Annotated in this window: 21 protein-coding genes, 1 tRNA gene and 1 pseudogene; 4 read left to right on the forward strand and 19 right to left on the reverse strand. The window is 48.8% G+C overall.

What is annotated here, in order from left to right; genetic code table 11:
- Positions 1–7: 7 nt before the first annotated feature.
- Positions 8–544 (reverse strand): L,D-transpeptidase, encoded by a 537-nt coding sequence (locus N530_RS0108045; RefSeq protein ID WP_035266711.1) that lies wholly within the window; start codon positions 542–544, stop codon positions 8–10.
- Between the two features lie 151 nt (positions 545–695).
- On the opposite strand from N530_RS0108045, the gene N530_RS0108050 reads away from it, so the two are divergent.
- Positions 696–1,379: a response regulator transcription factor gene (locus N530_RS0108050; RefSeq protein WP_018689818.1), complete on the forward strand. Its 684-nt coding sequence runs from the start codon at positions 696–698 to the stop codon at positions 1,377–1,379.
- Between the two features lie 105 nt (positions 1,380–1,484).
- On the forward strand, positions 1,485–1,952 hold the full coding sequence (locus N530_RS0108055; RefSeq protein ID WP_026480284.1) for a cyclic nucleotide-binding domain-containing protein: 468 nt from the start codon (positions 1,485–1,487) through the stop codon (positions 1,950–1,952).
- A gap of 12 nt (positions 1,953–1,964) precedes the next feature.
- Here the strand turns inward: N530_RS0108055 and xth are convergent, their stop codons facing one another.
- The 6 genes from xth to N530_RS0108085 form a co-directional block, all read right to left on the reverse strand.
- The gene (gene xth, locus N530_RS0108060) at positions 1,965–2,777 is read right to left on the reverse strand and encodes an exodeoxyribonuclease III (protein ID WP_026317484.1); all 813 of its coding nucleotides are present in this window, start codon (positions 2,775–2,777) and stop codon (positions 1,965–1,967) included.
- Positions 2,778–2,884: 107 nt separating this feature from the next.
- Positions 2,885–3,514, reverse strand: a complete 630-nt coding sequence (locus N530_RS0108065) for an outer-membrane lipoprotein carrier protein LolA (RefSeq protein WP_018689815.1) — start codon at positions 3,512–3,514, stop codon at positions 2,885–2,887.
- Between the two features lie 105 nt (positions 3,515–3,619).
- Positions 3,620–6,271, reverse strand: a complete 2,652-nt coding sequence (locus tag N530_RS0108070; protein ID WP_026480285.1) for a DNA translocase FtsK — start codon at positions 6,269–6,271, stop codon at positions 3,620–3,622.
- 235 nt (positions 6,272–6,506) lie between these two features.
- A complete protein-coding gene (locus N530_RS0108075) occupies positions 6,507–7,838 on the reverse strand; it encodes an ammonium transporter (RefSeq protein ID WP_155851954.1) in 1,332 nt (443 codons plus the stop codon).
- A 29-nt stretch (positions 7,839–7,867) separates the two neighbouring features.
- Positions 7,868–8,206, reverse strand: coding sequence for a P-II family nitrogen regulator (locus tag N530_RS0108080; protein WP_081773926.1), 339 nt, complete (start codon positions 8,204–8,206; stop codon positions 7,868–7,870).
- A 226-nt stretch (positions 8,207–8,432) separates the two neighbouring features.
- Positions 8,433–9,305: an acyl-CoA thioesterase II gene (locus N530_RS0108085; RefSeq protein ID WP_026480288.1), complete on the reverse strand. Its 873-nt coding sequence runs from the start codon at positions 9,303–9,305 to the stop codon at positions 8,433–8,435.
- A gap of 124 nt (positions 9,306–9,429) precedes the next feature.
- Here N530_RS0108085 and N530_RS0108090 point away from each other — a divergent pair, with 124 nt between their 5' ends.
- Positions 9,430–10,698 carry a ubiquinone biosynthesis hydroxylase gene (locus N530_RS0108090; RefSeq protein WP_051540838.1) on the forward strand — a complete coding sequence of 423 codons (1,269 nt, stop codon included), beginning with the start codon at positions 9,430–9,432 and terminating at the stop codon, positions 10,696–10,698.
- Positions 10,699–10,751: 53 nt separating this feature from the next.
- On the opposite strand, the gene N530_RS0108095 is transcribed toward N530_RS0108090, so the two are convergent.
- From N530_RS0108095 to N530_RS17680, 5 genes and pseudogenes are all read right to left on the reverse strand, one after another.
- Entirely contained in the window at positions 10,752–11,342 is a 591-nt protein-coding gene (locus tag N530_RS0108095; RefSeq protein ID WP_026480290.1) for a TetR/AcrR family transcriptional regulator, read from the reverse strand.
- The gene (locus N530_RS0108100) at positions 11,339–11,515 is read right to left on the reverse strand and encodes a Trm112 family protein (protein ID WP_035266768.1); all 177 of its coding nucleotides are present in this window, start codon (positions 11,513–11,515) and stop codon (positions 11,339–11,341) included. Before N530_RS0108100 ends, N530_RS0108095 begins: the two co-directional genes overlap by 4 nt.
- Before the next feature lie 123 nt (positions 11,516–11,638).
- Complete coding sequence (locus N530_RS0108105) at positions 11,639–12,319, reverse strand: LON peptidase substrate-binding domain-containing protein (protein WP_018689807.1); 681 nt, start codon at positions 12,317–12,319, stop codon at positions 11,639–11,641.
- A gap of 146 nt (positions 12,320–12,465) precedes the next feature.
- Positions 12,466–13,536 (reverse strand): co-chaperone YbbN, encoded by a 1,071-nt coding sequence (locus N530_RS0108110; protein ID WP_026480291.1) that lies wholly within the window; start codon positions 13,534–13,536, stop codon positions 12,466–12,468.
- A gap of 68 nt (positions 13,537–13,604) precedes the next feature.
- Positions 13,605–14,110, reverse strand: a pseudogene (locus N530_RS17680) (prolyl-tRNA synthetase associated domain-containing protein).
- 189 nt (positions 14,111–14,299) lie between these two features.
- On the opposite strand from N530_RS17680, the gene N530_RS0108120 reads away from it, so the two are divergent.
- Positions 14,300–14,374: transfer RNA gene (locus N530_RS0108120), tRNA-Gly, on the forward strand.
- 122 nt (positions 14,375–14,496) lie between these two features.
- Here N530_RS0108120 and N530_RS0108125 read toward each other — a convergent pair.
- From N530_RS0108125 to N530_RS0108155, 7 genes are all read right to left on the reverse strand, one after another.
- Entirely contained in the window at positions 14,497–15,990 is a 1,494-nt protein-coding gene (locus N530_RS0108125) for a mannitol dehydrogenase family protein (RefSeq protein WP_026480292.1), read from the reverse strand.
- Positions 15,978–16,751, reverse strand: a complete 774-nt coding sequence (locus tag N530_RS0108130) for an L-iditol 2-dehydrogenase (protein ID WP_026480293.1) — start codon at positions 16,749–16,751, stop codon at positions 15,978–15,980. Before N530_RS0108130 ends, N530_RS0108125 begins: the two co-directional genes overlap by 13 nt.
- The gene (locus N530_RS0108135; RefSeq protein WP_026480294.1) at positions 16,751–17,755 is read right to left on the reverse strand and encodes an ABC transporter ATP-binding protein; all 1,005 of its coding nucleotides are present in this window, start codon (positions 17,753–17,755) and stop codon (positions 16,751–16,753) included. The genes N530_RS0108130 and N530_RS0108135 overlap by 1 nt, the downstream gene beginning before the upstream one ends.
- Before the next feature lie 10 nt (positions 17,756–17,765).
- Entirely contained in the window at positions 17,766–18,596 is an 831-nt protein-coding gene (locus N530_RS0108140; protein ID WP_026480295.1) for a carbohydrate ABC transporter permease, read from the reverse strand.
- Positions 18,597–18,609: 13 nt separating this feature from the next.
- Positions 18,610–19,476, reverse strand: coding sequence for a carbohydrate ABC transporter permease (locus N530_RS0108145; protein WP_026480296.1), 867 nt, complete (start codon positions 19,474–19,476; stop codon positions 18,610–18,612).
- Between the two features lie 136 nt (positions 19,477–19,612).
- Positions 19,613–20,917 (reverse strand): sugar ABC transporter substrate-binding protein, encoded by a 1,305-nt coding sequence (locus tag N530_RS0108150; protein WP_026480297.1) that lies wholly within the window; start codon positions 20,915–20,917, stop codon positions 19,613–19,615.
- 103 nt (positions 20,918–21,020) lie between these two features.
- A complete protein-coding gene (locus tag N530_RS0108155) occupies positions 21,021–22,052 on the reverse strand; it encodes a LacI family DNA-binding transcriptional regulator (RefSeq protein WP_026480298.1) in 1,032 nt (343 codons plus the stop codon).
- Between the last annotated feature and the right edge of the window lie 55 nt (positions 22,053–22,107).

Below are 22,107 nucleotides of genomic sequence, written 5' to 3' on the forward strand. Positions count from 1 at the left end.
TCTTAGTTTAGCGGCAAACAATTATTGTCGTATCGATTGTCATATATTGGAGTAGCCAACGCATGTCGGCTTCTTCAACAGCGATGCAGCCTTCTGTCGACTTGTAGCCAGACTTGCAAAGATGAAAGAAAATCGCCGAACCACCATAACGCTTTCGGCCTGTCACTGGCATATTCCAATCCAGAATGATGCCAATGTCATAAAGCTTGTCATCCCGCATCATCTTTTCATGCGAAGCGCCGAACGGCAGATCGACAGGCATATTATAATTTGGATGCGTGGGCGCGTCACACCAGCCGTCATTTGGCATAAGCGCTTCAAAGGACAATGTGGACTTTGGCCGTTGCACGCGGTCACCGCGAAAAAACCCACTGATCGGGCGCAAAGGACGGTGCGCTGGTGTTGCGCCATCCCCCTCACGTTTAAAAACGCTGGGCCCAGAGCGCCCCAAAGCGCAAGAAATAATGCGGTTTTGGGCAACGATAATGCCTTTGCAAGGATCACCCGGTTGGCGCTGTACACGGAGAGTTCTCAAAAAGTTCATCGAAATTTAATTGCCCCTCAAGAAAAATACCGCAATAGGTCATGAATTGACGATATTTTACGATTAGCCCTTTGTTGCTGTATATATATTTAAGTAACATATTCGTATCGATGAACATATCGAGACTGAATTCTAGCCGATAAGGTGATCTATGACGACACGCACAGTCCTACTGGTTGATGATGACAACGACCTTCGCGAAGTAATCGTAGAGCAATTGTCCCTTTATGAAGAGTTCGAAGTTTTGCAAGAAGCTTCTGCTGCAAAGGGTATTGAAGCTGCACGCAGCCAAATGATTGACCTCATCGTGATGGATGTTGGCCTGCCAGATATGGATGGCCGCGAAGCGGTAAAGCTTTTGCGCAAAGGCGGCTTCAAATCGCCTATCGTTATGCTTACAGGTCACGACACTGATTCAGATACAATCCTTGGACTAGAAGCTGGTGCCAATGATTATATCACCAAGCCGTTCAAATTTGCCGTTCTGCTTGCCCGTATGCGCGCACAATTGCGCCAGCATGAGCAGTCCGAAGACGCAACTTTTGTAGTCGGACCTTATACGTTCAAACCAAGCCAAAAATTGCTCTTGGATGCCAATGGCGGCAAAGTGCGATTGACGGAAAAAGAAGCGGCAATCATCAAGTTTCTTTACCGCACGGGCGGCAAGGTCGTTAGCCGCGACACATTGCTTGAAGAGGTTTGGGGTTATAATTCTGGCGTTACAACGCACACACTTGAAACACATGTGTATCGTTTGCGCCAAAAAATTGAGAGCGATCCGTCTAACGCTGCCATTCTCGTGACAGAAAGCGGCGGCTATAAACTGGTCCCTTGAGCAGGCTATAGGTGTAGTTTCGCTCTGTGCGATCTTTTCAAATGAACTGCGCTACTATAACAGCCCCTGATGGGCTAATATGGATATCAGTTTAGGGGACTTGCTTTGTCATTGGATGATGACATTCGGATCATTGCATCCGCACAAATTTTCGACGCATTGCACACAGAGCAATTGCGTCTTTTGGCGTTTGGCTCAGAGCGTTTGAGATTTAGCAAGGGTCGCAACATTTTCCGTGAAAATGACCGCGCCGACTGTGGTTTTGTTGTCGCTAGCGGCGAGATTGATCTGGTCCGTTTAGCGGGCGATGAAATGAAAACCGTCAAAACAGTCGGGCCGGGCGCGATTATTGGCGAAATGGCCATGCTCACAGATACCAACCGATTAACAGGCGCAGTGGCCAAAACCGATTGCGAACTGATTCGCATCAACCGTTCATTGTTTCACCGCATGTTGACGGAATATCCAGAAATCGCAGCCAATATTCACCGTGATATCTTGGAAAGACTCCAAGAGTTTTTAGCCAGCATCGGCACCATGGAACATCGGTTTGACGATAGGCACGATTTTTAAGCGCCAGTGCGCTTAAAGTGCAAAACGCGCAATAACAGGAACGTGGTCCGATGGACGCTCCCAGCCGCGCGCCTCACTAATAATTTCAATATTTTCAAGCGGCGCCACAAGGTTTTCAGAAGACCAAATATGGTCAAGTCTGCGTCCACGGTTCGATGTTTGCCAGTCTTTCGAGCGGTAACTCCACCATGTAAAGACAGGTGTTGGCTCTGGAATATGACTGCGAATCAAATCGGCCCAACCACCTTTAACGCGCAAATCTTCCAGCGTTTCAGTTTCAATTGGCGTGTGGCTGACAACTTTCAAAAGCTGCTTATGCGACCAAACATCTGATACCAGCGGCGCAATGTTTAGATCGCCAACAAGAATGGACCCATCAGCTGAACCAGGCTCAGCCGTAATCGCGCGCATTTCTTCAAGGAAATCCAGCTTATGGGCGAATTTCACATTGATCTCGCGATTTGGCTCATCGCCGCCTGCAGGAACATAGAAATTATGGACGCGTATTTTTTTCGTCCCCGTATCAACGATACATTCAATATGCCGCGTATCGTCAATTTCACAAAATTTGCGTTTGTTAATTTCAGTCAGCGGATATTTTGAAAGCGTTGCAACGCCGTGATAGCCCTTTTGGCCGTGGATCGCGATGTGGGAATAGCCCAATTTAGCGAACGCTGCGGCTGGAAAATCACTGTCTGGACATTTCGTTTCTTGCAAACACAAGACGTCCGGCTGATGTTCATTTAGAAAACTTTCAACCATTTCACGTCGCAAACGCACCGAATTGATATTCCAAGTTGCCAATGAAAACGAACTATCTGCCATCTGCTGATCCTCATAAGTGAGGTTGATCTTGTGCAGACCCAGCGGCAAAAACACAAGCGGCGACACCTGAAAAGGTGCCACCGCTCACAAATTAGATTTTTTAAGAGTTAGTTGTTCTTTTTAGATTCGCGAATACGGTTGTAATCAATAGCAAATGTGCGCGCGCCAAACTTCACGCCCTCTTTGACATTGAAAATCATCACTGTGGTGTCTTTGCCTTTTGCGTCTTTAATCGTCCATTGGCGCAAATCATAATTCTTAGGGTCGAACATCATGGTGATTTCGCTGTCACCAAAAACTTGCTTATCATGCATGACAATGGTGGTCAGATCGTCGGCTTGTTTAACAGACTTAACTTTGTTGCCGGACAGATCAATTTTATCGCCCAGCACAATCTGAAGCGGCGTTTTGTTTAATGGATATGTATCCCAAGTATCCAGCTTCTTATTGTTCACAACAACGGTGGAGCCATCAGACACCACACGAATTTTCGATGGTTCTTCATAAAGAAAAAGAACTTTACCCGGCCGCTCAATAAAGAACTTTCCGCCCGTTTGCTCGCCCGATGGGCCAAACTGCACAAACTCACCCATCATGGTTTTGACGCTTGAGAAATGATCCGCAATCGCTTGAGGCGCATCAGCTCTAGCTGGCGACGATAAGATGGACGCTCCCAAGACAGCGCCTGTGCAGAGCGCAAGAAATGATCGACGTATTAAAGCAGTGTTCTTATTCATAATGTTCTCTTTTCCATCTTGCCCTCAGGGACTTCATACGCAGTTCATAAGGAGATAGTTTGACTGTTATGTGGCGGCAATCCGGCACAATGTTGCAATTATCGCCTACATCATGCCGCCCATTTGTTGCTCTTCTTCCGATGGCACCAGAATATCGCGCTTACCTGCATGGTTAGCAGGGCCGATCACACCTTCATCTTCCATGCGCTCAATCAATGATGCAGCGCGGTTATAACCAATGCCAAGGCGGCGCTGAATATAGCTGGTTGATGCTTTGCGATCACGCAGCACAACGGCAACCGCTTGATCATATGGATCTTCCGAATCGCCCATGCCGCCAGCGCTATTACCGCCGCCAGAGCCCGAATCACCATCGTCTTCGTCATCGTCTTCTGTCACAGCTTCAAGATATTGCGGCACGCCCTGTAGTTTCAGGTGCTTGACGATTTCTTCGACTTCTTCATCTGACACAAACGGTCCGTGAACACGCTGAATGCGCCCGCCGCCAGCCATATAAAGCATATCGCCCATACCAAGCAGCTGTTCAGCGCCCATTTCACCAAGAATAGTTCGGCTGTCGATCTTCGATGTTACTTGGAACGAGATACGGGTCGGGAAGTTAGCTTTAATTGTACCGGTGATAACATCAACCGATGGGCGCTGCGTTGCCATAACAACATGAATACCCGCTGCACGCGCCATCTGCGCAAGGCGTTGAACCGCCCCTTCAATCTCTTTACCGGCGACCATCATCAAGTCAGCCATCTCATCGATCACCACGACGATATATGGCATATGCTCAAGATCAAGCGCTTCTGTCTCATAAATCGCTTCACCGGTTTCACGGTCAAAGCCCGTTTGAACAGTACGGGTAATTTCTTCACCCTTATCCATCGTCTCTTTTACGCGGGTGTTAAAACCATCAATGTTTCGAACACCGAGCTTCGCCATATTTTTATAGCGTTGCTCCATTTCGCGCACAGTCCATTTAAGCGCGACAACGGCTTTTTTAGGATCAGTAACAACCGGCGTCAGCAAATGCGGAATACCGTCATAGACAGATAGTTCGAGCATTTTTGGGTCGATCATAATCAACCGGCACTCAGCAGGTGACAATTTGTAGAGCAGCGACAACAACATCGTGTTGATAGCAACAGACTTACCAGAGCCTGTTGTACCAGCCACGAGCAAATGCGGCATTTTTGCCAGATCGGCAATCACCGGTTCACCATTAATGGTTTTGCCCAGCGCCATAGCCAGTTTTGCTTTGGAATTATCATAATTTGCAGAAGCGATCATTTCGCGGAAATATACCGTCTCACGCAAATTATTTGGCAATTCAATACCAATGGCATTACGGCCAGGAACCACTGCCACACGCGCTGCAATAGCGCTCATAGAGCGGGCAATATCTTCAGCAAGGCCGATCACACGGGATGATTTTATACCAGGCGCTGGCTCTAGCTCATACATTGTAACAACCGGACCGGGCCGTACATGAATGATCTCACCTTTAACGCCAAAATCTTCTAAAACACCTTCAAGAACACGGGCATTTTGCTCCAAGGCTTCGGGTGAAAGGCTTTCATCGCGCACAGTGTTTTTTGGCTCATTGAGCAAATGCACTGGCGGCAATTCATAGCCATTGTCCTTAATCAGTGACGGCTGGGCTTCACGTTGAACGCGAACACTTGGCTTTGGTTTCGGTGCAGCAGGCTCAACCCGTGCTGATCCGCCAGAAGCAGGTGCAATTTGTGCAGGCGCTGCAACGCGCGGTGTAGCATCTGGCCGCACTTCATTTGGAGCCACTTGCGGTGCCCAATCTTCAGCGCCATCCCAATTTTCGCCAGCATATTCAGCTGAATAATTTGCATCATCAACTTCATAAGAATCTGGTGCAGCATACCCCATATCCGGATCAACAGGGTGCCCCTGCGCTGAAGCCTCAAAAGATGGCTCATCATAATGTGCAGCACGCCGTGCCATTTTTGCAGCTGGTTTAGCACGCTGTGGCAAACGGCGGCGAATCGCAGCTTTTGCAGAATAAAATCCATGCATGATCGCGCCCAAGCTTACGAAGCGTACAAAACCTTCGCCCTCATCATGTGCCATGGCATCATGCGGCATATCATTTTCATTGTGCGCTCTTTGTTTCCAAAGAAAACCAGAGGCAATCGCAACCGACCACAATGCAGGCACAAACAGAACTGCACCAACTAGAAATGCGAAAAAGCCTTGCGGGTAACCGCCAAGAAATAGGCCCGGTATTTTAAGAACCATATCGCCCATAACACCGCCAAGGCCCGTTGGCATTGGCCATGCTTGCGTTGTTGGAAAACAGCCAAGAAATGCTGCAAAAAGTAAGCTACCTGCGAGCCATGCACCTAAACGGCGCAGCGCCAAGTTCCAGTGATTTCCACGCACAAGCGCATAGCTTTTAAATAAAAGCGGCACGAGAACAGCAAGGGATGCAAGGCCAAAAAATTGAATAAGCAGATCTGAAACCGCTGAACCAGCAAACCCCATCGCATTGGTGACAGGCGAATCGGTTGCATGAGAAAAGCTTGGGTCCGCTGCATTCCATGTCGCCAAGGCGGCAATCACAAAAACAACGAACAACAGCAAAACCAGCCCGCCAGCAATTTCCGCTTGCCGCCACAGCAAATGGGTCATTTTACTGCTATGGGCTTCTTGTGGAAGCTCATAGGCATCAAAATCCGAATCTGCCGAAGCAAAGCGATCGCGTTTGACCTGCATTTTACGTCCCTAATACTGAATCTACTCAAGGAATTAGGGTTTAATCTAGCCGCGTATGGTTAAGCGCTCATTAACCATGCAAATTTCCGTGTTGTTTAGGTAACTAAAAAAGATCCGGCACCAGAAGTAAATCTGGGCCGGACAAGTTGTTGTGATGTAAACATCACGACGGGATGGGAGGATCATTTTGTATTCTTATGAAAGGGGCGAGGCCGCCCCTTCCTATATTTTTTAATTATGATCGGAATTCTGGGTAGGCTTCGACACCGACTTCGGCTTTGTCGAGACCCATCATTTCATCTTCGGCGCTGGCGCGTAGACCAATAACCGACTTGATGACGAACCACACGGCAAACGAAGCAACCAGTGTAAACACACCATAGGCCACGATACCGAGTAACTGCGTGCTAATTGAAGCGTCGCTATTCGTCCACGCCACGATAAGTGTGCCCCAGATACCGGCAAACAAGTGAACTGGAATAGCACCAACAACGTCATCGATTTTTAGCTTGTCGAGAAGCGGAACTGTGAAGACCACGATTGCACCACCAACAGCACCGATAACAAGCGCCTGCCATACGGCTGGAGCAAGCGGTTCAGCTGTAATCGCAACAAGGCCAGCAAGTGCACCGTTGAGAACCATTGTTACATCAACTTTTTTGTATAGAAGCTGAAGAAGAACGATTGTTGTTACAACGCCGCCTGCAGCCGCGATATTTGTGTTGGCAAAGATACGTGACACGTCAGAAATGTCTGAGATTGTGCCCATTGCAAGCTGTGACGCGCCGTTAAAGCCGAACCAACCGAGCCAAAGGATGAATGTACCCAAAGTCGCAAGCGGGATGTTTGAACCAGGCATTGGATTAACGCGGCCTGATGCATCATATTTGCCTGTACGAGCGCCAAGTAGAAGAGCACCAGCAAGAGCAGCCCAGCCACCAACAGAGTGAACGAGTGTTGAACCAGCAAAGTCAGAAAAGCCCATTTCAGACAACCAGCCACCGCCCCACTGCCATGAACCGGCGATTGGGTAGATGAAACCTGTCAAAACGACTGTGAAGACGAGGAAAGGCCAAAGCTTGATGCGTTCTGCAAGCGAACCAGATACGATTGAAGCAGCTGTTGCCACAAACACCATCTGGAAGAACCAGTCAGATGCCGTTGAATAGCCCGTATCAAGAAGAGCAGCAGTATCTGCGCCTTCAAGACCAACAGGATCAAAGCTATACGAGCCGATTGTGCCGATAAAACCGCCATCAACACCTGTATACATAAGCTTATAACCAACAAGCCAATACATAATGCCGGCAATCGCAAACAATGCGACGTTCTTCAAAGACTGCATGGAAACGTTTTTCGAACGCACCAATCCAGCTTCAAGCATTGCAAAGCCTGCCGCCATCCACATGACGAGAAAACCGCCGATGAGGAAAAGCAATGTATTGAGAATATAAGCAACGTCCGGCGTAACTGCCGGTGCTGCGTCCTGCGCAAATGCAGGCACTGACAACAGGCAAGCAGCGGCGCTACCCAACACTGTCAGTTTTGAAAGTTTAGAAATGGTCATGTAATTTTCTCCTGACGAAATGCTGCCGCTTAAAGCGCTGCAGAATCCGTTTCGCCGGTACGAATGCGTACCGCATGATCAATAGAATAGACGAAGATTTTGCCGTCACCGATTTGGCCAGTTTTTGCAGCAACAGTAATGGCTTCAATAACTTTGTCAGTTAGATCGTCATCGATCACCAATTCGAGCTTTAGTTTTGGCAAGAAACTCACGGCATATTCAGCACCGCGATAAATCTCTGTGTGGCCCTTTTGACGGCCGTAACCTTTGACTTCTGTCACGGTAACACCCTGAACGCCAAGACCGGTCAGTGCTTCACGCACCTCATCCAGCTTGAAAGGCTTAATAACTGCCATGACTATTTTCATGCGCGTATTTCCCCAGTTTCATTTTGTGATCCGACACCATGTCGGGCTCACTACGAAAAACACGAAACCGTGCTTCGCTTCACTGGGGACTATTCACGTAGCGTGCCAAGTCGAAATTTTTATTTAACTAGTTGTATTCTATGGGGAATATTCTGCTTAAATGCTGCGGCACCCAAAGCGCTCAACATTTGAACAGGTGAAAAAATAGGCGGCATTTTAATTCTGCCTAAATTTTAGGCTTAACCTGCCGAATGAGGCCTTCTTGTGCAACAGAAGCAACCAATGAACCATCACGGGCATAAAGCGAGCCACGGGTGAAGCCGCGCGCGCCCGAGGAATTTGGGCTGTCTTGGCTATAAAGCAGCCAATCATCCAGCTTGTTGGGCCTGTGGAACCACATGGAATGGTCAAGGCTGGCAACTTGCAAATCACTATCAAAAATTGACCTGCCATGGGCAAAAAGCGCCGTATCAAGCAAAGTCATATCTGATAAATAACCAAGAACCGCAGCCTGTACGACACGGCTATCAGGAACATCGCCCGTTGTTCTAAGCCACATATCTTGAAGCGGCGGCAAAGGATCCTTGCTCATATAATGCTTTAAGGAAACAGGGCGAAGCTCAACGGGCCGTTCACGGCCCCAATATTTTCTCACATGTTCCGGCAGGCTGTCTTTGATTTGCTCAACCAATGCCTTTTCACCAGCCAAATCTTCCGGCATCGGAATGTTAAGAGGCTGCGGCATATAATGCTGTAACCCATCTTCTTCGATTTGAAATGATGCAGACATGGCAAAAATTGGTTTTTCATCTTGATGCGCAACCACACGCCGCGTTGTAAAACTCATACCGTTGCGCAGCGTATCAACATGATAGTCGATCGGCACATTGGGATTACCAGGCCGCAGGAAATAACAATGGATCGAATGGACGAAGCGGTCACTTGCAACCGTGCGCTGCGCAGCAATAAGCGCCTGACCGATCACCTGTCCGCCAAAAACCCGCTGCCAACCTGCTTGCGGGCTGCGACCACGGAACACATTGTCTTCCAGATGCGTGAGGTCCAAAGTTTCTAATAGTTCATCCATGGCAGCAGACATCGGTTTTTCCTTGTATTCTCATCGATGGAAAATTACTAAGTGTCTTGCTACAAGGAAGGCGTATTAAGTCAACTGCATACACGGGTTCACGCGTTGGACCACAGCAGGAAGGTAGGCCGCTCAAATGGCAAAAGCAGCAACATCTAAAAAACCGGCAAAGCAAAAACTGCCGCAAAAAGCAGATACCCTCATTGCGGGTGCTGGCTATGTTGGACTTTTAACTGCGGTTTCTATCGCCAGCTCAGCGCCAAGCTTAAAAATTGTTGTGGTCGATGCTGCGCCTGAAAATGTGTGGCAAAATGACGGGCGCGCATCTGCTGTCGCCGCCGCTGCGGTGCGCATGCTTGAACAGCTCAATTGCTGGCAGGATATTTTGCCGCACGCACAGCCAATCAATGAAATGGTCGTCACTGATAGCAGAACAAGCGATCCGGTTCGGCCCGTCTTTTTGACGTTTGCAGGCAATGTCGAAGAGGGCGAACCTTTTGCTCGCATGATACCCAATGTCGAAATGATCCGCGCATTGCGTAAACGCTGCGACGAATTTGGCGTTGATATCATTCAAGGCGTCGGCGTTACAAATTTTGAAAATAGCGAAGAAAATCAATCTGCCGAGATACACTTAGCGGACGGCAATACAATCAGCGCCAAACTGCTTATTGCTTGTGATGGGGTAAACTCACGCCTGCGCGATATGGCAGGCATAAAGACCGTTCACTGGGATTATGGCCAGTCCGGTATCGTTGCAACGATTGCCCATGAACGCGATCATGAAGGCCGCGCCGAAGAACATTTCCTGCCTGCCGGTCCTTTTGCAATCTTGCCACTTACCAATAATCGCTCATCCATTGTGTGGACGGAAAGCACCGAAAAAGCGCAGCGCCTGATCGAGGGCGACGAATTTACATTCGACATAGAGTTAGAACAGCGTTTCGGGCTCAAGCTGGGCGACATCAAAGTCGAAACAAAACCACGCGCTTATCCGCTTGGCCTGACATTGGCCCGTGACTTTGTAAAACCGCGCTTTGCGCTCGCTGGTGATGCGGCCCACGGCATTCATCCCATTGCTGGCCAAGGGTTGAACTTAGGCTTCAAAGATGCGGCAGCACTGGCAGAAAAAATCGTCGAAGCACACCGCCTTGGTCTTGATATTGGCGCGATCAATGTTCTGGAAGAATATCAGCGCTGGCGCCGGTTCGACACCGTGCAAATGGGTGCAACCACCGACATTTTAAACAGGCTATTTTCCAATGACATCGCACCGTTGCGTGCTTTGCGTTCATTCGGGCTTGGTGTGGTTGATCGTTTGCCAAAGCTAAAAGATTATTTCATCAGCCAAGCTTCCGGCATTTCAGGCCAAACACCGCGCCTGCTACGCGGCGAAAAAATCTAACTTTTTGTTTTATATAATTGCAGGAAAACCAGCCTCCACTTTCCTGCAATTGCTCAGCTGGCAAGCGTGCGCTCCATGCGCGCATATGTTTCAGCCAGCACATTGGGCTGTTGTAATCCGTGCGCCAGTGCAATGCCGCCTTGCCAGTCGGCAATGACATGACGCGCTTTAAGCAAAGCAACCGACGGTTTGCGCCCCGTCTTACCCAGCTCCTCGGCAATAAACGCAATCAAAAGTGAAAAGCTTTCGCCTGCACGCGTACTCGCTTCGGGTGCAGTCTCGCGAAAATCGCGACATGCAGCCGCAATAGGGCAGCCATAGCTAAGCCGTTTGCCCTGTGTCGCGCGCATTCGCTCCACCAGAAATTTCAAACGCGCACGCGGTTCGGTTTTTTCCTCTGATACCGATTCAATCAGCGCACGGGTTTCATCGGCAAAAAAATTGGCAACACCCAGCGCTAAATCCGCTTTGGTTTTATAATAATAGTAAAGATTGCCAAGCGGCACATCGGAAGCCTTGGCAACATCGGCAAGGCTTGTTCCGGTATATCCCTTAATCCAGAACAAGGCAGCGGCCGCTTGAATCAACGCATCGCGGCGAAGCGCACCCCGCTTATGTTTGCTCTTTAAAGGCGCGTCACTCATTTCTTCTTTTTCATTTCATCTTCATCAAGACGGCGCGCCTCTGATGGCAATAAAATAGGAATGCCGCCTCTCACAGGATAGGCCAATCGCGCTGAGACTGAGATAAGCTCTTGGCGCTCCTTATCATATTTCAAAGATTGCTTCGTGAGCGGGCAAACAAGCAATTGCATCATCTGTCCAGCAAGCAAAACATTGTCCGCTTTGACGCCTTCTTCGATAGGTACAATATCAATATTATTGGGATCAGCCATCAAACGCCCTTGCTTCAATTGGCTCAAGCATAGAGCCGGATGTCACTATTGCAACGTCTGTGCATACTCATCGCCATCCGCATCACGCGCAAGGGCAATCTGCGTCAGTGCGATCAATGTATCTGCGCGGCTTTTCAAATCAGGAGCCTCTAGCAGTGCCTGTTTTTCGGCAGGACCATAAGGCGACATCACAGACAAAGCATTGACCAGTGATTCATTGCCCGCCTTGTTGACGTTCTCCCAGTCTGCCTCAAGATCATTGGCATCAAGGTAAAGCCTAAATGTTTCGAGAAGCTCGTCGCGGTTTACATCATCCCCATTATTGCTCTGGCTAGAAAGATCATGGGCAAAGGCTGCGATGCGGCACTGCCTAAACGGCGTCTTCGCGCTCACCTCTTCTATAATCCGGTAGCGGCTTACGCCTTGGAGGTTGATGAGGTAGCGCCCATCTCCGCTCTCGGTGAATGAGACAATCCGCCCAAGACATCCAACTTTGCAGAGGTTAGGATTTTCCTTGCTGCCGATATCACCGCTAAAAACCGGCTGAACCATACCGATCAATCGGTTTGTTTTTAGCGCAGCATCACACATCGCCAGATAACGCGGTTCAAAAATATTCAAAGGCATCTGGCTTCCCGGCAGCAATAGTGCAGCGGAAAGCGGGAAAACAGGAACGACGGCCGGAATGTCGTTAAGGTCCTTATAAGTAAAGTTTCCTGCCTTCATTAAAACTGATCCAATTATGGGGGCTGTTGTTTCACTTAAACAAGAGATGGAACAGCAAACCGAAATTGCAAGGCAAAGATCGGTCTGGATTATCGACTTTGAGCTGAATTTGGATTTAGCACCAATGCGCTAAACCCAAAAAATCATCACCGGAATAAAATGGCCGATAATTTGCGGCGCGCAGATTGCGTTGCAGGATCCATTGGTCCCCACGCCTCAAAGAACACAAGAAGTTCCTTGCGCGCACCGTCTTCGCGCCATTCGCGGTCAGCCTTCATAATGCCAAGCAACAAATCAGCGGCATTATCCTTATTGCCGCGTGCATTTTCAATTTGCGCCATATCAAACGCTGCATCGTGATCTGCAGGATTTTGATGAAGGCGTGCTTTTAGCGCCTCAGGATCACCAAGTCCTGCAACTTTTGCTGCCAGTTCCAACTTTGCTTTTACGCCAGCTAAGGCGGCATGATTTGCAAATTGTTCTGGCGCTTGATCAAGCATCGCTTGTGCCTGATCAATCTGGCCATAATCAGCCATCAAACCAGCAAGCGCACCATAGGCATCTGCATTGTCAGGCGCGTGCTGCATCACCGCTTGGTATATTTGCGCTGCGCCATTGATATCGCCCGCATCAATCGCTGCGCGTGCCTGCTCAAAAGCTTGCTCAATCATCGCCGCCGTATCATCAGCGCCTGCGCTATCGGCAATCTTTTTAACAAAAGCGTCAACTTCGCTCTGGCTCTTTGCGCCCATAAAACCATCGGCAGGCTTACCATCGATAAATGCAACAACCGCTGGAATAGACTGAATGCCCATCTGACCTGGAATTGCCGGATGTTCGTCAATATTCATTTTAACAAGCTTGACCTTGCCGCCCGCTTTTTGAATCGCGCTTTCGATAATCGGTGTTAGCTGCTTACACGGTCCGCACCACGGTGCCCAAAAATCGATCAATACCGGCGTTGTTTTCGATGCTTCGATAACATCGGCTGTAAATTCAGCTGTTGTCGTGTCTTTGATCAATGGACCAGAATCACCCGAAGCTGAACCAGCGCCGATAATCGTTGATCCCACGATCGGTTGCGGTGCTTGAGGCGCAGGCTGTGGCGCCTGAGGCGCTGGTGCTGCCTGATCAACAGACTGCCCGCCATATCCAACAGAAGCTGCGCCATAACCGCTGCCTGCACTGGGTGCAAAAGGATTGTCGTTATTGCTCATCTGTTCATTCCTATCGCATCAATCTACAATTATGACTGCATGTCGCGTTTTCATGCACTTTTTTCAAGTCAAGAAGTCGGTTTTTCATCCAAAGCAATGATTTGCAACGCATGGTCCGTTGCCGTGACAAACTTCTTTAAATCCTCAGCAGCAATGGATGTTGTGGCTGTATTGCGCAGTGGATGGCAATTGATGATCTCATTTTCCATCAAACGCGCATCCAATATCAAGCTAACCTGATTATCCGTATCATTGATAATGCCAAAGGCAGTGACGGAACCTGGCAAAACGCCTAAATATTCCAGAAGCGGCTCTGGCTTACCAAAAGAGACACGCCCTTGCGCCCCGATCTTTTGATGAACTGTTTCAAATCAATCTCGGCATCTTCTAATACCGTTAAAAGGAAATAGCGGCCCTTTTTGTCTTTAAGAAAAAGGTTCTTGGTATGCCCGCCCTCAATCTCATCACGCAGCGCCTGTGATTCGGCCACAGTGAACACCGCTTCGTGCTCTGTATTTTTTACGTCGATTGAAAGTTCACTCAAGAATGAAAATAGATCGTCGCTGCTCTTCATCCGCCATACCGCCTTGAATAAAATCTAATGTTGGCCCTGTATCTTGAACATAATAGAGCATTGCAAGCGCACGTTGAAAACCACTTCGAAATTATGTGACAAATTTTTTGCAAAATCATATTGCAATTAGTTAGCGCTTGACGCATATAGCGGCAGTTCGAAGGAATGCTTAGCATTTCACGAAGATGAGCGGGCGTAGCTCAGGGGTAGAGCACAACCTTGCCAAGGTTGGGGTCGGGCGTTCGAATCGCCTCGCCCGCTCCATTTTCGACGAACACAGACAATCATACCAAAGCGTATGATTGCACAATTTCCTGAAATGAAAATAATATTGAGCAGCGGTCACCCGCCGCATCTTTGCGATCTATTATATGCACTCGCCGATTTTATACGGCAGGCACCTGATCGCTATTATAAGCGGATAGAGCCGCTTCAACGCCCTCACGGGCCAAGACTTCATACCAATGGGCAAAGGCTGACGAGAACACTGCGTTTTCGCTAAGGTCGCCATAATATTTGCGCATCTCAAGCCAAGCTATCGGATTATTTTGTGCAGCATGAGCAACTATTTGTAATTCATCCCAGTAGGGATCGTTCGGCGCAATAGCTGAGCCATCCTCGCGCTGCGCCAAGCAATAACGTGCCCACAAAGCACTCATGAGCGCCAAACCATCAACAGGCTGACCGCCAGCCAGCGCATCACGGATGGAAGGTACGATAAAGCCCGTCTGCCGGCTTGAACCATCAAAGGCAACGCGCCGTGTGGTATCAACGATTTCTGGATTTGAAAAACGCCGTTCAATAAGCTGCAAATAGTCAAGCGGTGCCATATTTGGCACAGATTTTACGTTCGGTGCGACTTCTTGGCTGATAATCTTTTGCAGCATGGCGCGAATGCCATCATGAGCCATCGCGCCCGATATGGTGTCGATGCCGAGCAAATCAGCCGGAACAGCAATCATTTGATGACCGCCATTGAGAATACGCAGCTTCATGGCTTCATATTCATGAACATCGCCAGAAAGCGTTGCGCCTACTTTATCCCAATCAGGACGTCCGGCACAAAAATCATCCTCGATAACCCATTGACGAAAATTCTCATGGGTAACGGGCGCTTTGTCATCAATGCCAAATGAATGCACAAGCTCAAGCTCTTTCGGGCCCGTTGCCGGAACGATGCAATCGACCATGCTGTTCGGGAATGTACATTGATCTTCAATCCATGTCGCCAAATCAGGGTCAGACATACCCGCTAAGCCCACAACAGCACGCTTTAAAATTGTGCCATTGCCCTGCAAATTATCGCAGCTAAGGCCCGTGAAAGGGCCAAGCCCTTTTTCACGGCGTAGTTTTAAAGCTGCAACCATCGCGCCAAATGCAGTCTTGGGATGTGTAGGATTTTGCGAATCATACACAATGTCTGGGTGGCTTGCATCAAAACCACCACTTGAAGGGTCAATATAATAACCGCCTTCTGTCACCGTGAGTGAAACAATGCGAATATCAGGCTGAGCCATACGCTTAATCAGCGCTTGATTACCCTCTTCGACGGGCAAAAAATCAATCATCGAACCGCTGATTTCCGCCGACATGCCCGAAGGATCAAGCTCAATCAAAGTGGTCAGGCAATCTTGCGCGATCAGTCTTTCGCGTTGCTGCGCATCATTGGCGCGAACGCCTGCGCCAATAATCGCCCAATCATGACACAGGCCTGCATCCATCAATCGGTGCAAATACCAAGCCTGATGCGCACGGTGAAAATTGCCCAGTCCAATATGAACAATACCAGCAGAAAGCACAGAGCGATCATAGTGCGGAACACGCACGCCTGACGGCAGATCCTTCAATGTAATGTTAGAAAGCGCGGTTAGCTCATCCATTGGCCGCCGTCCACATTATAGGTTTGAGCAACGATGTAGTCAGCTTCTGCGCTGGCCAAGAATATAGCCATGCCAGTCAAATCTTCCGCAACGCCCATACGGCCATAGGGAACACTTTCGCCAACTTCTTTCTTCTTTTGTCCAAGCGCTTTGTTTTCATATTTGGCAAAAAAAGCATCGACAGCTTCCCAATGTTCACCGTCAACAACACCAGGTGCAATCGCGTTCACATTGATGCCGTGCTGAATGAGATTTTGGCCCGCAGACTGCGTCAGCGAAATAACTGCCGCTTTGGTCGCGCAGTAAACAGCTACAAGCGGTTCGCCGCGTCGTCCGGCCTGACTTGCCATATTGATAATCTTGCCGCCCTTGCCGCGCGCAATCATATGGCGTGCAACGGCCTGCATCATAAACAATGTGCCAGACACATTGATGTCAAAGACACGCGCATAATCGCTACGCTCAATTTCAATGATTGGTGCGGCGCTAAAGATGGCTGCATTATTGATAAGAATATCGATCTGACCAAATGCAGCAATCGTTGCCTCAACAGCCGCATCAATGCTGGTCTGTGATGTTACATCACAGTGCACAGCAATGGCTTTATCGCCCAGCTCCGCAGCTGTTTGTTTGGCTCTATCCAGATCAATATCAGCAATGGCCACGCATGCGCCTTCACGAATATAGGCTTGCGCAAAGGCCTTACCGATACCGCGTGCTGCGCCCGTTATAATGGCCGCTTTTCCTGTCAAACGGCTCATTAGATAGCTTGCCCATTTCGATCAAATTTATAGATGCGGCTGTCATTTTCAGGCGACAGATAAACTGTATCGCCATGATAAAGCTCAACATCGCCTTCGGCGCGAACGACCAAACCTTCTTCGATCCCGTCGACATTCACGCGCAAAAACGTGTCAGATCCTAAATGTTCAGAAACGCCAACCACACCTTTCCAAACGCCTTCGCTTTTTGATGCACGCAAATGCTCCGGGCGAACGCCAATCGTGTGTGCACCATGTTGTTGAGCGCTTGTTCCATTGATGAAGTTCATTTTCGGCGAACCGATAAAACCAGCAACGAACAGATTTTGTGGGTTTTTATAAAGCTCGATGGGTGAGCCGACCTGCTCGATATTTCCTGCGCGCAGGACAACAATCTTATCAGCCATCGTCATCGCTTCGACCTGATCATGCGTTACATAAATCATGGTTGTTTTAAGCTGATGGTGCAGTTCTGAAATCTCAAGACGCATGTTCACACGCAGCGCCGCATCAAGGTTGGACAATGGTTCGTCAAACAAAAATGCATCCGGCTCGCGAACAATCGCACGGCCAATCGCAACACGCTGCCTTTGTCCGCCAGAAAGCTGACCAGGCTTGCGGTCTAAATAGTCCGTTAGATTAAGAACCTTGGCCGCATCATTGATTTTTTTGGATGCCTCAACGCCCACAATACCGGCCATTTTAAGTGGGAACCCGATATTTTTGCGCACGCTCATATGCGGATACAGCGCATAGGATTGGAAGACCATCGCAAGACCGCGCTTGGCTGGCGGAATATTGGTCGCATCCATATCATTAATGTTAATCGCGCCGCTGGTCACATCTTCAAGGCCAGCGATCAACCGCAAAAGTGTTGACTTACCGCAGCCCGACGGGCCGACAAAAACAACGAACTCGCCATCATTAATCTCAAGGTTGAGCGGCGGAATAACCTGCGTTTCACCGAAGCTCTTTGTTACGTCTTTAAGTGTAATACGTCCCATGATTATCTACCTATTTCACCGCGCCAAACGTCAGGCCGCGTACAAGTTGCTTCTGGCTGAACCAGCCCATGATAAGAATTGGCGCAATCGCCATTGTCGATGCTGCCGATAGCTTTGCGTAGAACAGACCTTCAGGGCTTGAATAGCTTGCAATAAAGGCTGTGAGCGGCGCGGCATTGATCGTAGTTAGATTGAGCGTCCAAAAGGCTTCGTTCCATGCCAAAATAATATTGAGCAGCATGGTAGACGCGATGCCCGGCAGCGCCATTGGCGTGAGCACGTAAATGATTTCCGATTTAAGGCTGGCGCCATCCATGCGCGCCGCTTCCAAAATATCGACCGGAATCTCTTTGAAATATGTGTAGAGCATCCAGATGATAATCGGCAAATTCATCAACATAAGCACGACGATCAGCAGAATATGCGTGTCGAACAAACCGGTATTGCGCGCCAGAATATAGATCGGGAACAACACACCAACAGCAGGCATCATTTTGGTGGAAAGCATCCACATCATGACATCTTTGGTGCGTTTACCCGGTTGAAACGCCATCGACCATGCCGATGGAATGGCAATCATCAATCCAAAAATGGTTGATCCAACGGCCAAGATCACGGAGTTCCAAAGAAACTTGCCATAGTTAGAGCGCTCTCCAACAACCTCATAATTTTCCAAGGTCCAGTCAAAAAAGAACAGACTTGGCGGATCAGCAATCGCTTCAGCTTCCGTTTTGAAGCTGGTCAGGATCGTCCACAGAATTGGGAAAAAGATCAGCAATCCAATCGCCCAAGCGATGATGGTTACAACGGTTTTCCGTCTTTTTGAGACTTCACGTGCCATGATACACTCCTCCCTAATTATCTAGGTTCTTGCCAACGACCCGCATCAGGAAGATCGCAACAATGTTTGCAAGAATGACCGCAATAATACCGCCAGCCGAACCAAGGCCGATATTCTGGCTCTCAAGCACCCGCTGATAAACAAGATAAGTCAGCGTGCGGGTTCCAAAGGCACCATTGGTGGTCACAAAGATTTCCGCGAAAATAGAGAGCAGAAAGATCGTCTGAATAAGAACAACAACGGTTATCGCGCGCGCCAAATGCGGCAAAGTAATATAGGCAAAGCGGCTAAGCGCGCTGGCACCATCCATCTCCGCAGCTTCCATCTGTTCGCTATCCAGCGATTGAATGGCTGTTAGAAGGATCAGCGTTGCAAATGGCAACCACTGCCAGCTCACGATCCAAACAATTGAAAAAATTGGCGCTTGGCTCAGCCAATCTATCGGCGTTGCCCCGAAGAATTTCCATAAATAAGCAAACAGCCCATTCACGGGATTCATAAACATGTTCTTCCACACCAAAGCCGAAACAGTTGGCATAACGAAGAACGGTGCGATGACCAAAATACGCACAATGCCCTGACCCCATATCGGCTGGTCCAGAAGCAAAGCCAAAAGCACACCGCCAATGACCGTAATCATCAAAATACCGCCCACCATTATGAGCGTGGTCAAAATACTATCGGTAAATGAGCTTGAGCTTACAAAGCGGGCATAATTTTCAAAACCATCGGCCCATTCATAAACACCGCGCAGTGGCCGATAATCGAGAAATGAGAAATATAAAGTCATGCACAACGGCACGAGCATCCAGACGAGTAGAAGAAATACCGCCGGAGCATTCATCAGTTTTGCAGCAGATCGTGAATGTTGTGTCGCCATGACTTAACCCTTTCAAGAATGCCAGTTTTGTTTTGATTATGGCAAATAGGTCGTCAGTTTTTGAAGTTTTTCAAATGAGAACGAAACTCGGACACGGAGGTTTGTGCCCGAGCTTCTAAGAAAGACCGACTAAAGCTTATTTGTAGCCAGCCGCTTCCATTTCATCATTGGTAAGCGCCTGTGCTTTGGCAAGGGCTTCTTCAGCTGTCTGTTGACCAGCAAGGGCAGCAGAGAACTCTTGACCAACTTGCGTTGCAATACCGGCAAACTCCGGAATAGCGGCAAACTGGACACCAACATAAGGAACCGGATCAACGGTTGGGTTTGTTGGATCAGCTGAGTTAATGGACTCAAGCGTCATCTTAGCAAACGGAACTTTTTGATATTCTGGGTTCTCGTAAAGCGAAGTACGGCTGCCTGGAGGCACGTTAGCCCAACCTTCTTTTTCAGCAACAAGCTCGATATATTCTTTCGATGTTGCCCATTCGATAAACTCTTTAGCCGCTGCTTCTTTTTGAGTACCGGCAGGAATTGCCAATGCCCAAGCCCACAGCCAGTTTCCGCGTTTGCCAAGACCTGTGTCCGGTGCAAGTGCGAAGCTAACTTTATCAGCAACGGTTGAATCAGTTGGGTTCGTCACGAATGATGCAGCAACTGTCGCATCAATCCACATGCCACATTTGCCTTGCTGGAATAGTGCAAGATTCTCGTTAAAGCCGTTATTAGCAGCGCCTGGAGGGCCCGCGTCATTCATCAAATCAATGTAGAAGTTCAGTGTGTTTTTCCACGCATCTGAATCGAACTGAGCATTCCACTCTTCATCGAACCAGCGTGCGCCAAAAGCATTACCAGTTGCTGTGAGGAACGCCATGTTCTCACCCCAACCCGCTTTACCGCGAAGACAGATGCCGTAAATTTCGCCGTCTTTGTCGGTCATTTTGCGTGCTGCATCAGCCACAAATTCCCATGTCGGCGCATCCGGCATTTCAAGACCAGCTTTTTCCATCAGGTCCGTGCGATACATGATCATGGAGCTTTCGCCATAGAACGGCGCAGCATAAAGTGTTCCGTCAACCGACAAACCACCGCGCATCGCAGGCAAAATATCGTCAACATCATATTCAGCAGACATATCATCAAGCGCAACGAGCCAGCCGTTTTTGCCCCAGATCGGCGTTTCGTACATACCGATTGTTGTGATGTCGAACTGACCACCCTTTGTTGAGATATCAGTGGTCACGCGCTGACGTAGCACGTTCTCCTCCAGTGTGACCCACTCAACAGTGTGTCCAGTTTTTTTGGTGAAATCCTCAGTGAGACCCTGCATGCGGATCATATCGCCATTGTTAACAGTCGCGATAGTAAGTGACTCGGCGTGAGCGCCGGTAGCTGCAACGATTGCAATAGCAGTCGTCAAGCCAAGCGTTTTCTTGGAAAGCATCCTATTTCCTCCCTTGGTAATGGATGCCTTACCCTAGGCGACAAAGATACGCGCGGTCAATAGTTTTTTTACGCGCGTAAATTTTAAGGCTTTAATTCGCCATTCACGCAGAATCTCTCATGACAAGCTTCCCTTCAAACAATGTATCTGCGGAGGGTGTTGCATCGCTTTCGCCCGCTATAAGCTCAAAGAGCCTGCGAACACTTTTCTCTGCGATAGCAGAATAATCCTGCGCTACAGTTGTCAAAGATGGACATGTAAACTTTGAAAAGGGGTGATCATCGTGACCAGCCACACGCAAATGGCAGTCCTTTTTGAGCCCCACGCGCACACCTTTTTGATAGCAAGCCGCCAAAAGACCGATCGCTAGTCGGTCATTACTGCACAGCACGGTCGAGGTCTCAAACGCATCATGACTGATCGCTTCCATACCGCCGCGATGGCCGATTTCTTCAAATTCCCAGCCTGTACCATCCACCTGAACGAATTTCGGTTGATGCCCCAAACGCTCCATCGCTTGAATATAGGCTTGCCTGCGTTTGCGCGCATTCGGGTTTGCTGGTGTTTTCATTTCAAAGAAACAAGGCGCGTCGCCAGTGCGATTAAGATATTCCACCATCATCGATGTAAATTGCATATTGTCAGAGCCAATAAACACATGGCCCACACCTTCGACTTTGCTGTCAAACAGCACCGTTGGCACATCATTGCAAAACCGCTCGACGAGGCTTTTGTCTGAAATTCGGCCCAAAGGTGCCATCAACACGCCGGCTGGTTTCATAGAGCGCAGCGTTTCTAAAATATCATTTTCCTGCTCTTGGCGCCCATGCGAGCTAAAAAGCGAAGGCGAATAACCCTCTTCAATACAGCGCGTCTCAAGGTTACGCGCAATTTCGGCAAAAAACGGGTCAGCCAGATAGGGCACAACAATGCCAATTGTTTTGGTGAGCTGGCGGTTTTGGTTGATCGCGTAAATATTGGGACGGTAATCAAAGCGCTCCAGCGCCTCCTCAATACGGCTACGCGTAGAAGGCCGCACACTTTGAGGATCATTGAAGAATTTTGAAACTGTCGGGCGTGAAAGACCGCTAACAGTCGCAAACTCTTCCATGTTCTTGATTTTAGTGACAGTCATCGGCACGTCCTAAAGTTACGCGTGTAAAATTTGTAACTTACAATGGAAACAAACA

This window comes from Ahrensia sp. 13_GOM-1096m, from assembly GCF_000620605.1.
In the GTDB taxonomy this organism is placed as follows: domain Bacteria; phylum Pseudomonadota; class Alphaproteobacteria; order Rhizobiales; family Rhizobiaceae; genus Ahrensia; species Ahrensia kielensis.